We start from the raw sequence: 14,609 nt of genomic DNA on the forward strand, positions 1-14,609 counted from the left end.
TAGATTTGATTAGCGAAATAAACGAATGCCTAAAAGCCTTCATATGGCTTATAATGATATATCTTTTTCTAACACCCTTATGAATTTACCAATGCAATTATTCCTCCAACTATTATTAGAAAAAAACACACTATCAAAAACACTGTCTCATAACTTCCATTTTTATATGCCCTATATGAAAACCTTAAACATACTACTGTAACTAAACCTATTAATAAAATATAGTATCCCCATAGTCCTATAAGCCTTATTATTATCCCTGCAATAAACCTAAATACCATAAACTTAGGCATTACAGGTGGTAATGGTATCTGCAAGACCCCCCACCCCTCAATTTATTTTAGTTATTTGTTTGTTTCTTTTTTGAAAATATAAGTGGTATTATAAATCCTACTAAAGCTGGTACAATCCAAGCAAAGCTTGCACTTGCAAATGGAAGTTTTGCTATCATTGCTTGTACACCCTTTAAGTTTACCCCTATTGCTGCAAGTCCGTCAACTATACTTACTATTAGTGTTAAATATACTGCACCTGCATAGCAGTTTTTGTTCTTTATAAATTCATCAAATATATTTAGTATTATTAGAACTATAACAACTGGATATACAGTAACAAGTAATGGCACTGCAAGTTTTACTATCTTTTCAACTCCAAAGTTTGATACAACTGCACTAAAGATAGTAACAACTGTTACAACAAGCTTGTAGCTTAATTTGTTGTTAGTTAAACCTGAGAAGAACTCCCCTGCTGTTGCAGTAAGTCCAACTGAAGTTGTAAGGCAGGCAAATCCAACCGCAATACCTAAGGCTACCTTACCAAATGTTCCAAGTAATTTTTCTGTAATCATTATTGTAAGTTGAGTCTTTGATATATCAGCATTTACGGTTCCTGATGCTGTTGCACCAAGATACATAAGTCCTCCATATACAAGAAGAAGTCCTGCTGCTGCAATCAAACCTGCAAGTAGTGTAAGCTTTACTTGATCCTTTGTATCCTTATATCCCTTTGCTACTACACTTGCAATTACTATTCCTGCAAATACTGTTGAGGCAAGGGCATCCATTGTTTGGTATCCTTCTGCAAAGGATTTTGAGAATGGATTTTCTATTCCTGTTGAAACTGGTGTACCTATTGGTGTAGTTATTCCTTTAAATATTATTATTGCCAGCATTGTCAAAAGAACGGGTGTTAGTATTTTTCCTATCTTATCTACAACAGATGATGGATTTATAACAAGATATAGATTTATTGCAAAATATATTGTTGTAACAACTATTGGGCTTACGCCTGGGAAAATTGGCTTTATAGCCATTTCATAGGTTGTAGCACCCGTTCTTGGTATTGCAAGAAGTGGTCCTATAGCAAGCATTATTATTCCAAGTCCTTTACTAAAGTTTGTCCCAACTTTTCCTGCAAAATTTTCAAACTTACCATCATTTTTAGACATAACTATAATTCCTATTAAAGGCAGACCTATTCCTGTTAGAAGAAAACCTATTAGTGATATAAACCACTTGTCTCCCGATAAAAGTCCAATGTATGGTGGGAATATTAGGTTACCTGCTCCAAAGAACATTGCAAATAGTGCAAGTCCAATTACAAGTACATCATTGAATTTTTTCATCTTCGTAACCTCCTTGGTATAATTGTAAAAATATTATAAATATTTTAATAATATTTTTATATTTTTAATTATAATGTGATAATTACATAATTGCAAGAAAAATAATATAGTATTTTTATTCAATGGTGTATTAAATTTACTGTTTGTTAATCTATTAACATAACACATTAAAAATATCCACTTTGCACATAATAAAGATGAGGTGATGCTATTATGGGATTCTATAAGGATGATGAAAGATATTATGATGAAGAAACCTATAAGAATTATCTTGAGAAAAAGGAACAATTTTTTGAAAAAACAAAGGAAGCCTTAAAAAATCTTTTTAGAAGATAAATTTAAGCAGGAGATATCTCCTGCTTATCTATTATTAAGATAAACATTGAGGTTTCTTTTTGCTTCTTCTAAAAATTCATCTGCAACTTCTATATTATACTGATTTCCTATGATTTGTGAAGATATATTTTTAAAACCTCTGCTCTTTAAAAATCCCTCAATGTCTTTAATATCCTCTCCTTGGCTAAATATTGTCTTGTTTCCTATATAGTCGCCATTTACATAAACCCTGTAGGTGTCGTGTTCCTGTTTAATATCATATAGATTTGTAAAGGGTACAAATGGGAACACATACATTCCCTGCCTCCATCTTTCGTCCATCCTATCACCTCTTTTTATTTTATTTTTCCACAAAAGATATTTTTTAAAAGTAAATTAATATTTTCTTTGCTATTTTTTTTAAATATTGTAGAATATAATATAAACTATAGTTTGACTTTTAAGGGTGATGTAGATGAAAAATAATGTTTTGAATGAAGCAAGAGAGCATTATTCTGCGGCAAGACGTTTAGCTATAAAGGAATACAATAAATACGCCTCAAAGGGTGAGTCTGGGTATCTTCCATCCCTTGAGGGTGTTATTAAAAATACAGATATTGTTTCAGAAGTTAATCTTGGAATTGTTGAAATACCCCTTAAGAAGGTTGTTGGAACTTATTCACACCTTAGGAGTTTGTCCTTTGCACGAAACTTTATGCCCCTTTTAAACGAAAACACAGAAATGCAGACAAAATGGGTAAACCTATGTGCTGCCCATCTTGAGGAGGGAATAAGGGATCCTATCAAGGTTTACGAGTATCTAAACTGGTTTTATGTGGTTGAGGGCAACAAAAGGGTTAGCGTTTTAAAGTATTTTGATGCCTATTCGATACCTGCAGATGTAACAAGAATTATTCCAAAATACGATGAAAACAACCACGATATAAAGATATACTATGAGTTTTTGAATTTTAATAAAATAACAGGATTAAATTCAATTTATTTTAGCAAAAAAAATAGATTTAACAGGCTTTTAAAGGCCATAGATAGTCTCAATATCGAATCAGAGGCATTTAAGGAAAATAGATATAAGTATTTCGAAAGATATATTTATATACCCTTTAGGGAAATATATATATCCTTAGGTGGTAAAAACATCCCTATAACCACTGGAGATGCACTATTTGAATACTTTAAGCTATATGGACTACCCTTTATTGATACTTCTAAGGAAGAGGTAACTCAAAGAATAAGGCTTTTAATTCCTGAACTTAAATCCTTATCAAATGTTGACTATGCAAACATACAAACCTCTCCACTTGAGGTTAAGGAAAATTTAATCCAAACATTAAGTACATTTGTTATACCTAAAAAGAAGCTTAAGGTTCTATTTGCCTATGCTGGAACCATTGAATCATCGGGATGGACTTATGCCCACGAGCTTGGAAGACAACATATAGAGGAGGTACTAAAGGAACAGGTTTCTACTGAATATGTTGAAAATGTACCCTTTGGAGAAGGTGCATATAACGTATTTAAGGATCTTGCCGAGGTTGGATATGATGTAATATTTACAACAAGTCCTATATACCATAAGGAAACATTAAAATGTGCCCTCGAATACCCTGATATAAAGTTCTTTAACTGTTCGGAGTTTTCGCCCTATACACAGGTTAATAACTATTTTGGAAGAACCTATGAGCCAAGGTTTTTAACTGGTCTTATTGCAGGTGCACTGACTAAAAATAACAAAATAGGATATGTTGCAACATCGCCAAGCCACGAGGTAATAAGTTCTATAAATGCCTTTTCACTTGGTGCAAAGCTTGTAAACCCTTATGCTTCAGTTTATGTTTCCTGGACTGGAGATTGGAATAAGGGAGATAAGTCTATAGATGCAGATAAAAAATTAATCGAACTTGGTGTTGATATAATCTCTAATATGACTATAGATGTAAATCATCCTGTAACAAAGATGTTTGGCGTTTATTCTATGCTAACATCAATAAATAGTGAAACTCAAAAACCTGAAAAGTACTACGCTGCTCCTATTTGGAGATGGGGAATATTCTATGAAAAGATATTAAAGAGCGTTTTGAATGAACAGGTAAAAAATATCACAGATATATTTACAGGAACAAACAAGTCCTATAACTTCTGGTGGGGAATTGATGCAGGAGTTTTGGATATTTACTACTCTAAAAACGATGTTCCTGAAGAGACACAAAAACTTGTTGAATTTATGAAACGAATGATTGCAGATGGGCTGTATAATCCCTTTACAGGTCCTATATACGATAATACAGGAATGCTTAGAATCGAAAAGGGAGACACTGCAACATATGAACAGATACTTTCAATGAAGTGGTATGTTGATAATGTAGTTCTATTAGAAACTTAATAAAAAATTAATTTTAGATTTGCCACCAAGAGTTCTGAAAAAATGATATCTTAAAAATCGCCACCACAACATAAGTATATAAATATAGTACAAGATACAATAAATGGTATGTTTTAAAAAACGATTTGATTTTTTCGAAGGTCTCCCACCCAGGTGAAATGTTACATAATATGGTAATGTCACATTTCACCTGGGTGGCACTTTTTAGTAGTCGAATATATGGTATCTGTATCCATTTATTATAGTTGTTTCGTTGTAGTTTATTATTCTTGTTCCATTTGCATAGTTTAGGTGCTGGTGTCCGTGAAGAAAGTACTTAGGCTTATACTTATCAAGCAGTTTTCTAAACACTCTAAACCCCGTATGTACAACATCAGGTGCATCGCCAAGTCCAAAGGCAGGTGTGTGGGTTACTAAAATATCAAAGCCTCCATACCACCAAATTTTAGGTATAAGCCTCTGCACCCTCTTTTCCATCTGCTTTTCTGTATATTGAAATTCCTTTCCATTGTATAGAGGGCTTCCACCGATACCTAATATTCTTATACCATTGAATACTACTATTTTATCATCTATACAGGTACATCCCTCAGGAGGATTGTTTATATAGCTTCTATCGTGATTTCCGTGGACATAAAATAAAGGTGCATTTATCATAGTTACTAAAAAAGACAGATATTCTGCCTTTAAATCACCACAGGAAATTATAAGGTCTATCCCTTCAAACCTTTTTTTATCAAAATGGTCCCATATATAGCTTGATTCTCTATCTGAAACAACAAGTATCTTCACCTTTTGTCCCTCTTTTCATAAGTAGTCTAAAATATTATACCACAATATTTACAAAAGTTAATATATGTGAAATTTTTGTAATATTTTATTAATTTTTATGCATAGAAAATTTTATAAAATACTTGTAAGCTGTGTATTTTTTGCATATAATAAGATAATAAAAATAAAATGTAAAAATCCGATGAAGGGAAGCAAGTAAGCATATGGGATGTTTAAAGAGAGCTGCTGGGGGTGGAAATGCAGTAACTTACCATAGGCCGAATGGGTCCTTGAGGATTTGGGTGAACTTTAAGTAGCCTAAAACGGAGGCTCACCGTTAAAGGAGCAGGATATGTTTGTATCCTTCAGAGGAGAAGCCTTTGCTTCTTGAAATAGGTGGTACCGCGTAATTTTACGCCCTATGCTTTGCATAGGGCTTTTATTTTTATACATTTGAAAGGAGGATTATTATGGAAGAACAAAAAAAGGTATTGTTTAGTGGAATTAAACCCTCTGGTGAATTAACCTTAGGTAACTATTTAGGTGCTATAAAAAATTGGGTAAAACTTCAGGAGGAATATGATTCATATTTCTGTGTTGTTGACCTTCACGCAATCACAGTAAAACAGGAACCAAAGGATTTAAGGGCTCGTACACTTCAAATACTTGCAACCTACATAGCATCAGGTATAGACCCTGATAAATGTACTCTATTTATTCAATCCCACGTTCCTGCCCACAGTGAGGCACAATGGCTTTTAAACTGCTTTACCTATATGGGAGAGCTTAGCAGAATGACACAATATAAGGATAAATCTCAAAAGCTTGGTGAGAGCATTAGTGCAGGACTTTTCAACTATCCTGTACTTATGGCAGCCGACATACTTTTATATAACACAGACCTTGTGCCTGTTGGAAGGGACCAAAAGCAGCATCTTGAACTTGCAAGGGACATAGCAATTAGGTTTAATAATTTATATAGCCCAACCTTTAAGGTCCCAGAGGCATATATACCTGAGGCTGGAGCAAAAATAATGGACCTACAAAACCCCGAAAAGAAAATGTCAAAATCAGAGGATAATCCAAATGGATATATATTAATAAACGATTCACCAGATGTAATTAGAAAGAAGATTTCAAGAGCTGTAACAGATACTGTTGGAGTTATTAACTATACAGACGAACAGCCTGGAATAAAGAACTTAATTAACATTATATCTGCAATCACAGGAAAAAAGCCTGAAAATATAGTAGCAGACTATGAAGGTCAGGGATATGCAAAGCTAAAGCAGGATGTTGCAGAAATTATAATTGAAGAGCTAAAGCCAATTCAAGATGAGGTAAACAAACTTCTATCGGACAAAGCATACCTTGAATCAATATACAGAAAAGGTGCCGAAAAGGCAAACTATGTGGCAAATAAAACTCTAAGAAAAATGCAAAGAAAAATAGGATTTATACAGCTATAAAAGTGCCACCAAGAGCTCCGAAAAAATGATACCTTAAAAAATGTCACCACTATATATAGTGTATAAGAGATAATTTGTGCTGCTATATATAGTATACTTTTGAAAATGATTTGATTTTTTCGGAGGTTTCCCACCCAGGTGAAATGTGACATTATCCATATATTACCTTAAAATATATCAAAAGGAGCTAATAAGTGATTTATTAGCTCCTTTCTTAGTTAATTACATACACCTATAAAGGTGGCAGCTTCATTGTCAATACTACAATTAGAGCAAACTACCCACCCTCTCAAAGGACTGTTTCCTCCCAAACGATACCACTATGTTTTTGAGTTTAGCTTGGGTTTTTGCTATGTATTTATTTTTATTTTTCAAGTCAAGTAACATTCATAACCCACTTATAGAAATGGATGTTTCACTTATTAATAAAATACACTTCTATTAATTTAATATATTGACTTTTTTTACCTATGTTATATAATTATATATGTTTAGTAATAGTAAACAAAAAGTTTAATATAATAGTAAAGGGTGTAAAAATGAGGATAGGTGAAAAAATCAAGGAATTAAGAATTAAAAATGGCCTAACACAGGAGGAACTTGCCGATAGGTGCGAACTATCAAAGGGCTTTATATCTCAACTTGAAAGGGATTTAACATCCCCTTCTATTGCAACTTTGATGGACATACTAGAATGCCTTGGAACAAACATCAAGGATTTTTTTAATGATGACAGTGATGAAAAGGTTGTCTTTAAAAAGGAGGACGCCTTCGAAAAGGAAAACGAAGAGCTAAAAAACATTATAAGCTGGATAGTTCCAAATGCTCAAAAAAATATTATGGAGCCTATAATTATTACCCTTGATGAAGGAGGTTCATCAGAGGTTGATACACCCCACGATGGTGAAGAATTTGGATATGTTTTAAGCGGTTCTATTATCCTTTTTATAGGAAACAAAAAATATAAGCTCAAAAAAGGAGAATGTTTTTATTTTAAACCAAATTCAAATCATTATATTAAAAATAATTGTAAAACAAAATCGCAGGTATTATGGATTTCGAGTCCACCTACTTTTTAATGAAGGGAGGATATAAATTGTCAGAAAAAATACTTGAACTTAACAACATAACTAAAATTTACGATGATAATACTGTTATTAAAAATTTGAATCTTTATGTAAGAAAAAATGAATTCATAACTCTATTAGGACCAAGTGGGTGTGGTAAAACAACAACCTTAAGATTAATTGGAGGGTTTGAAACCCCAACCAGTGGGAAAATATACTTTGAGGGAAAAGATATAACTAATCTTCCACCCTATCAAAGAAAGGTAAATACCGTATTCCAAAAGTATGCACTCTTTCCACACCTAAATGTTTTTGAGAATATTGCCTTTGGGCTTAAAATAAAAAAGGTAAGTGAGGGCGAAATACAAAGGAGAGTTAAAAATATGCTTTCCCTTGTAAACCTTGATGGATTTGAAAAAAGAGAGATATCCTCCCTAAGTGGTGGACAACAACAAAGAGTTGCAATTGCAAGGGCCCTTGTAAATGAACCTGATGTACTTTTATTAGATGAACCCTTAGGTGCCCTTGATTTAAAACTTAGAAAAGAAATGCAGACGGAGCTTAAAAAAATGCAGCGGTCCCTTGGAATAACATTTATATTTGTAACCCACGACCAAGAGGAAGCCTTAACAATGTCAGATACAGTCGTTGTTATGAATGAGGGAGTTATCCAGCAGATAGGCCGTCCCGAAGATATTTATAACGAACCTAAAAACGCCTTTGTTGCAGACTTTATAGGTGAGAGCAATATAATAGATGGAATTATGCTTGAGGACTTCCTTGTTGAAATATTTGGAGTTAAATTTAAATGTGTTGATAAGGGATTTGATAATAACGAACCTGTTGATGTAGTTATTAGACCTGAGGATATCACACTTTCCCGAGAAAACAACGGTAAAATAGAAGGCTATATAGAAAACGTAATATTTAAGGGAGTACACTATGAAATGACAGTAAACACTAAAAATTATACCTTTAAGATACACAGCACCAAGATGGAACCTAAGGGAACAAGGGTTTACCTTGATGTTGAGCCCGACAACATACATATTATGAAAAAGGTGAGGTAGGATGAAGAGGAAAAATTATGCTTACCCCTACCTCTTTTGGATGACAATTTTTGCTGTACTCCCACTATTTCTTGTTTTACTATATAGCCTTACCTTTAAAAATGGATTAAATTCTGGAATAACTTTTTCAAATTTTATTAGATTTTTCGAACCAATATATCTTGAGGTTTTACTTCGTTCAATAAACCTTGCACTAATAAGTACTATTATATGCCTACTTTTAGGCTATCCTATTGCTTATATAATATCAAAAGCAAATATAAAACACAGAAATACTCTAATTCTTTTGTTTTTAATTCCTATGTGGATGAATTTTCTTTTAAGAACCTATGCTTGGATGACGCTGCTTGAAAAGAACGGTATATTAAATAAATTCTTAACGTCTATTGGTTTAGGCCCTTTAAATATAATGTATACAAACAGTGCAGTAGTATTAGGTATGGTATATAACTTTTTACCCTTTATGGTTCTACCAATCTATACAGTTCTAATTAAAATAGATAGAAGCCTAATTGAGGCTGCAAATGACCTTGGAGCAAATAAAATCATAACTTTTATAAAGGTCACACTTCCACTTAGTCTACCAGGTGTAATATCTGGTATAACAATGGTTTTTATGCCTTCTGTTACAACCTTTGCAATTTCAAGACTACTTGGTGGAGGCCAATTCACATTAATTGGAAATTTAATTGAACAACAGTTTATAAATGTTGGTGACTGGAATTTTGGTTCTGCAATATCTATCGTTATGATGGTTATTATATTAATATCAATGGGAATTATGAACCGATTTGATAAGGATAAGGAGGGGGTAAATCTATGGTAAATAAAGTTTTAAAGAGAGTATACACTGCTCTTATATATTTTTTCCTTTATGCCCCCATCATAATACTTATTGTATTTTCCTTTAATGAATCAAAATCGAGGGGAAGCTTTACAGGCTTTACATTTAAATGGTACTCTATGCTCTTTAAGGATAGACAAATTATGCGAGCTATGTACTATACTCTGCTTGTTGCAGTTATTGCATCTGCAGTTTCAACGTTTTTAGGCACACTTGCTGCAATAGGAATACACAATATGCATAGAAGACAAAAGAAGATACTTTTAAATATAACCTATCTTCCTGTTTTAAATCCTGATATAGTTACTGCAATCTCTTTAATGGTTTTGTTTATTGCACTAAATTTAAAATTAGGGCTCTTTACAATGATTATATCCCACATAACCTTTTGTCTTCCCTATGTTGTTTTATCTGTACTACCTAAATTAAAGCAGCTAAACCCAAATATATATGAAGCTGCCCTTGATCTTGGTGCAACACCCTCCTATGCATTAAGGAAGGTAATAATACCAGAGATTATGCCTGGAATTATTAGTGGTGCACTGCTTGCTTTTACCCTGTCAGTTGATGATTTTGTAATTAGCTTTTTTACAACAGGAAGCGGTGTATCAAACCTATCTATAACTATTTATTCGATGGCAAGGCGTGGTATAAAACCTGAAATAAATGCTCTATCTACTCTGCTCTTTTTAACTGTTTTAATACTTCTGCTTCTTATAAATAAAATAACAAATAAGGAAGAAAGGGAGATGAGTTTAATTGAAAAAAATAAATAAATTTTTAGCTGTTTTTCTGATGGTACTTATTATGCTCCCATTTACATCTTGTTCTAAGGAAGAAAAAGTAACACTTAATATATATAACTGGGGAGATTATATTGATGAATCTGTTATATCTGAATTTGAAAATAAATATGGAATAAAGGTTAACTATGAAACCTTCGCTACAAATGAGGATATGTACGTTAAAATAAAATCTGGAGGCACAGCCTATGATGTGGCTATTCCATCTGATTATATGATTTCAAAGATGATAAAGGAAAATATGCTACAAAAGATTGACTTTTCAAATGTTCCAAACTATAAGTATATAGATGAAAAATTTAAGGGACTTGAATTTGACCCAAACAACGAATACTCCGTTCCATATATGTGGGGTGTTGTTGGAATAGTGTATAACAAAAAGATGGTATCTGACCCTGTTGACAGCTGGAATATACTTTGGAATGAAAAATATAAAAAACAAATACTTATGCTTGACAGCCAAAGGGAGTCTATTGGTGTTGCACTTCAAAAGCTTGGATATTCATTAAACACAACTGATAAGGACAAATTGGAACAGGCAAAACAAGAACTTATTAAACAAAAACCTCTTGTACTTGCATATGTTGGGGATGAAATAAAGGATAAGATGATATCTGGTGAGGCTGCACTTGCTGTAGCTTGGGCTGGAGATGCTGTATTTATGAAACAACAAAATCCTGATTTAGAGTTTGCAGTTCCAAAGGAAGGAAGTAACCTTTTTGTAGACTGTATGGTAATTCCAAAGACCTCAAAGCACAAGAAGGAAGCTGAAATGTTTATTAACTTTATGTGCGAAACAGAAATTGCAAAGAAAAACACAGAATATATAGGCTACTCTACACCACATAAGGAGGCATATAAGCTTCTTGATGAAGAAACCAAGTATGATAAAACGGCATATCCTGATGAAGAAGTTTTAAAGAGATGTGAAGTATATAAGGATTTATCGGATATGCTAAAGGAATACGATAAAATCTGGACAGAGGTCAAGGCAGCCCACTAAAAAAGTCCCCCAGAATTGGGGGACTTTTTTACCAGCTACCTGAGGAGCCGCCACCACCCGAGGAGCCTCCCCCAAAGCCTCCAAAGCCGCCACCAGATGAGCCTCCACCTCCGAAAAAGCCTCCTTCTCCGTAGCCGCCTCTTGGCCCTCCTCTATTATTTGAGCTAAATAGTATATAAAGTAAAGTTCTTAAAAGTGTTCCTCTAAAAAATACACCATCTAATCCTAATAGAACTATTATAAATATTATAATGAAAATGATATTTGTATCAGTTTTAGATGTACTACCACTTCGGATAGGAGGTATATTTTTATCTAAAGACTCAAGCTGAACACCATATTCCCTTGCAACTTCACTGCAGAGTGCTTGATATCCAAGAAGTATCCCCTTTGAGTAGTCTTCCTGCTTAAAATAAGGAAGTATATACTCATCCCTAATTCGTCCTGTTTTGCCATCTGGAAGTGCTCCCTCAAGTCCATATCCGACTTCAATTCTCATCCTTCTATCTTTAACTGCAACTAAAAGAAGCACTCCATTATCCTTTCCCTTCTGTCCTATGCCCCAGCTTCTAAAAAGTACAATTGCATATTCCTCTATACCCAAACCCTCAGTTGAGTCTATTGTTACAACTGTTACTTCAGCACCTGTCTTTGAATAAAGCTCACTTCCAATTTGAAGTATTTTGTCCCTCGAACTTGCGTCTATTATATTTGCAAAGTCATTGAAATATTTATAATCTGTTGGTTTTAAAAATATAGGTTCAGCAAGGGCTGTTATGCTAAAGAACAGCAGTATTACTAAACTTAAGGGGAGGATTTTTTTCTTCATAAAGTTCCCCCCTAAAACTTAACTTCTGGCGGATTTTGTGCATTTGGATTTGCCTCAAAATATTGTTTTTCATTGAAACCAAACAATCTTGCCATAATCACTGTAGGGAACCTTTTTATTTTTACATTATACTCCTTAACAGCAGCATTATAGTCGCGTCTTGCAACTGCTATCCTGTTTTCAGTTCCAGCAAGTTCATCCATAAGCTGTCTAAAGTTTGCATCTGACTTTAGATTTGGATAATTTTCAACAACAACTAATAACCTTGAAAGTGCACTATTTAATTCATTATTTGCAGCAGCCTGTTCCTGTGGAGTCCTTGCCCCTGCAAGCTTTGCTCTTGCATCTGTTACAGACTGAATAACTTCCCTTTCCTGCTTTGCATATCCCTTTACTGTTTCAACTAAGTTTGGTATTAAGTCTGCTCTTCTTTGTAGCTGATTTTGTATCTGGCTGTAGGATTCCTTTGTTTTTTGATCTAAAGCTACAAGCCCATTATAGCTTCCTACACCCCAAAGTACTACTAAAACTACTAATGCTATTGCAATAATCTTGCCATTTATCTTGCCCATTTAATTTCCTCCCTTAAAAAAGTATTTGTTATAGTATTACATATTTTTTTGATTATTTCAAACTTTATTTTTGTTAATTTATTAATTAAATATTCCTTTTAAACCCTTTATATCAAAATTTATGGATAAATATATTCCTCCTTCGGTTTTTCAATCAATTTCACGCCCTTACATTTGATGACAGGTATTATTTCTCCATTATATACTCCCTTTTTTATAACACCTTCAACTCTAACCCATTCATTTTCTTTTAAATTATTTTCTCCCTCAACCATTAATCCAATTATCTGTGCATCCGCTGCACAGCAAGTTATGAGCATTCTTGCCACAACAAATTGATTTTCATTAAAGCTCTTATCCTTAAACACAAATCCATCAATTACAATTTCTCTTCCCTCATATCTATCTAAATTTTTATGAAGCTCATCCATTACGTCTAAATAATTACTGTTCTTAACCTCTGTTAAACCGTCCCCTAAAACTCTGCCTGCTGTTTTTATTGGAAATGTAAAATTTGCTTCTTTGTTTTGTGCTATATTTTGTGAAGCATTTTCAAACTCATAGGTTCCTGCCACGAAAATAAAAATTAAAAATATAAAATATGGTAATATCCTTATTTTATGGTAGTGATGGTGTTTTTCCTTAAATAGCTTGTAAACCTCAAATAAAAATAAAATAAAAAGCATAACCGATGCAAAGATACTATATATAAAAAGCCTTGGATGAAGAAAATAAAATATTTTACCTGTAATATTTAAGATAGACAATATTAAAAAAAGCAAAAACAAAATTCCCGCCCATAATATATTCTCAAATCTCATATACTCACCTCAATAGCAATGATATATTTATAAATGTTCCAAATAAAATACAAAGTAAAAATATTAAAAGTATAAGCTCAACTGCAAACCTCTTTTTAAAGGATGAAAACAGTATTAAGGTATTTTTAATGTCTATCATTGGGCCAAGAATTAAAAAGGTAGCAATAGAACCCAGCGTAAACTGTTGTACAAAGGTCCTTGCTATAAAGGCATCTGCCTCAGAGCATAGAGATATAACATATGCGAAAATACCCATAGCCATAACAGATAAAAAGCTATCTGAGGAATAGTTTGCTATTACAGAGCGTACATTTGATGTCTGCATTATAGAAGAAATAAATGCACCAAATATCAAAAACTTTCCTATATCTAAAAATTCGTGGCTTGTGTGATCTAAAATTTCATAGAGCCTTGAACTATAATGGTGGGAATGGCCACAGGAACAGTGGTTATGTTCGAAGGTATTGTTTAATACGTTTTTATCCCCTTCAAGATACCAAAGCAGAAGACCTATCAAAACAGAAATTAAAATACCAAAACCTACACGAAGTGCCACCATATATTTCATATCATAGAAGGCATTGTATGTAGATAAAATTACAACTGGATTGATTATTGGACAAGAAAGCATAAATGTTATTGCAACATAACTTGGAACTCCCTTTTTTATAAGTCTTCTAACAACAGGTATTATTCCGCATTCACAGATAGGAATAAAAAGTCCAAGTAGGGATGCTGTAAAAATTGCAACTACTCTATTTTTAGGTATCAATCTCTTTATTGTTGCATCGGATACAAAAACCTGAATCACTGCTGAAATAAAGGAGCCTAAAAGTATAAAGGGTATTGCCTCAAGTATTATGCTTATAAATACAGCTGAAAAGGAGTTTAAATAGTCTACATCTAATTTAAATACCCTAACTCCTAAAAGATTTAAGGATACAAAAATAATTAGCAAAAACAATATAAGCCTTAATAGACTATACCTTGATTCATTCAAATGTTCCATATTTCTCCCCC

16 protein-coding genes and 1 other annotated feature are annotated in these 14,609 nt (G+C 33.1%); of the genes, 8 read left to right on the top strand and 8 right to left on the bottom strand.

All coding sequences use genetic code 11. The features are described from left to right. Window positions 1-77 precede the first annotated feature (77 nt). Window positions 78-317 (bottom strand): hypothetical protein, encoded by a 240-nt coding sequence (locus A3M9_RS0105490; RefSeq protein ID WP_027308334.1) that lies wholly within the window; start codon window positions 315-317, stop codon window positions 78-80. Between the two features lie 23 nt (window positions 318-340). Further along, on the bottom strand, window positions 341-1,624 hold the full coding sequence (gene brnQ / locus A3M9_RS0105495; protein ID WP_027308335.1) for a branched-chain amino acid transport system II carrier protein: 1,284 nt from the start codon (window positions 1,622-1,624) through the stop codon (window positions 341-343). A gap of 213 nt (window positions 1,625-1,837) precedes the next feature. On the opposite strand from brnQ, the gene A3M9_RS14970 reads away from it, so the two are divergent. Beyond that, window positions 1,838-1,960, top strand: coding sequence for a hypothetical protein (locus A3M9_RS14970; protein WP_256379675.1), 123 nt, complete (start codon window positions 1,838-1,840; stop codon window positions 1,958-1,960). A gap of 24 nt (window positions 1,961-1,984) precedes the next feature. Here A3M9_RS14970 and A3M9_RS0105505 read toward each other — a convergent pair whose 3' ends face one another. Then, a complete protein-coding gene (locus A3M9_RS0105505; protein ID WP_027308336.1) occupies window positions 1,985-2,281 on the bottom strand; it encodes a hypothetical protein in 297 nt (98 codons plus the stop codon). Window positions 2,282-2,414: 133 nt separating this feature from the next. Here A3M9_RS0105505 and A3M9_RS0105510 point away from each other — a divergent pair, with 133 nt between their 5' ends. Continuing rightward, window positions 2,415-4,340, top strand: a complete 1,926-nt coding sequence (locus A3M9_RS0105510; RefSeq protein WP_027308337.1) for a BMP family ABC transporter substrate-binding protein — start codon at window positions 2,415-2,417, stop codon at window positions 4,338-4,340. Between the two features lie 204 nt (window positions 4,341-4,544). Here A3M9_RS0105510 and A3M9_RS0105515 read toward each other — a convergent pair whose 3' ends face one another. Continuing rightward, on the bottom strand, window positions 4,545-5,132 hold the full coding sequence (locus A3M9_RS0105515) for a metallophosphoesterase (RefSeq protein WP_027308338.1): 588 nt from the start codon (window positions 5,130-5,132) through the stop codon (window positions 4,545-4,547). A gap of 172 nt (window positions 5,133-5,304) precedes the next feature. Beyond that, window positions 5,305-5,536 (top strand) — a binding site (T-box leader). Between the two features lie 45 nt (window positions 5,537-5,581). Here A3M9_RS0105515 and trpS point away from each other — a divergent pair. The 6 genes from trpS (at window position 5,582) to A3M9_RS0105545 (ending at window position 11,367) form a co-directional block, all read left to right on the top strand. Then, window positions 5,582-6,580: a tryptophan--tRNA ligase gene (gene trpS / locus A3M9_RS0105520; protein WP_027308339.1), complete on the top strand. Its 999-nt coding sequence runs from the start codon at window positions 5,582-5,584 to the stop codon at window positions 6,578-6,580. Between the two features lie 539 nt (window positions 6,581-7,119). Beyond that, window positions 7,120-7,659, top strand: coding sequence for a helix-turn-helix domain-containing protein (locus tag A3M9_RS0105525; RefSeq protein ID WP_027308340.1), 540 nt, complete (start codon window positions 7,120-7,122; stop codon window positions 7,657-7,659). A gap of 17 nt (window positions 7,660-7,676) precedes the next feature. Further along, window positions 7,677-8,717, top strand: coding sequence for a spermidine/putrescine ABC transporter ATP-binding protein (gene potA, locus A3M9_RS0105530; protein ID WP_027308341.1), 1,041 nt, complete (start codon window positions 7,677-7,679; stop codon window positions 8,715-8,717). A gap of 1 nt (window position 8,718) precedes the next feature. Continuing rightward, window positions 8,719-9,543, top strand: a complete 825-nt coding sequence (locus A3M9_RS0105535; RefSeq protein WP_027308342.1) for an ABC transporter permease — start codon at window positions 8,719-8,721, stop codon at window positions 9,541-9,543. After that, the gene (locus A3M9_RS0105540; protein WP_027308343.1) at window positions 9,537-10,337 is read left to right on the top strand and encodes an ABC transporter permease; all 801 of its coding nucleotides are present in this window, start codon (window positions 9,537-9,539) and stop codon (window positions 10,335-10,337) included. The genes A3M9_RS0105535 and A3M9_RS0105540 overlap by 7 nt, the downstream gene beginning before the upstream one ends. After that, entirely contained in the window at window positions 10,321-11,367 is a 1,047-nt protein-coding gene (locus A3M9_RS0105545) for a PotD/PotF family extracellular solute-binding protein (RefSeq protein WP_027308344.1), read from the top strand. Before A3M9_RS0105540 ends, A3M9_RS0105545 begins: the two co-directional genes overlap by 17 nt. Before the next feature lie 28 nt (window positions 11,368-11,395). Here the strand turns inward: A3M9_RS0105545 and A3M9_RS0105550 are convergent, their stop codons facing one another. The 4 genes from A3M9_RS0105550 to A3M9_RS0105565 form a co-directional block, all read right to left on the bottom strand. After that, window positions 11,396-12,196 (bottom strand): YgcG family protein, encoded by an 801-nt coding sequence (locus A3M9_RS0105550; RefSeq protein ID WP_027308345.1) that lies wholly within the window; start codon window positions 12,194-12,196, stop codon window positions 11,396-11,398. An 11-nt stretch (window positions 12,197-12,207) separates the two neighbouring features. Continuing rightward, window positions 12,208-12,768 (bottom strand): LemA family protein, encoded by a 561-nt coding sequence (locus tag A3M9_RS0105555; RefSeq protein ID WP_027308346.1) that lies wholly within the window; start codon window positions 12,766-12,768, stop codon window positions 12,208-12,210. 119 nt (window positions 12,769-12,887) lie between these two features. Further along, a complete protein-coding gene (locus A3M9_RS0105560) occupies window positions 12,888-13,589 on the bottom strand; it encodes a TIGR03943 family protein (RefSeq protein WP_027308347.1) in 702 nt (233 codons plus the stop codon). Window positions 13,590-13,593: 4 nt separating this feature from the next. Then, a complete protein-coding gene (locus tag A3M9_RS0105565; protein WP_027308348.1) occupies window positions 13,594-14,598 on the bottom strand; it encodes a permease in 1,005 nt (334 codons plus the stop codon). Window positions 14,599-14,609 lie beyond the last annotated feature (11 nt).

Source organism: Caloramator sp. ALD01 (assembly GCF_000472625.1).
In the GTDB taxonomy this organism is placed as follows: Bacteria; Bacillota; Clostridia; order Clostridiales; family Caloramatoraceae; genus Thermobrachium; species Thermobrachium proteoclasticum.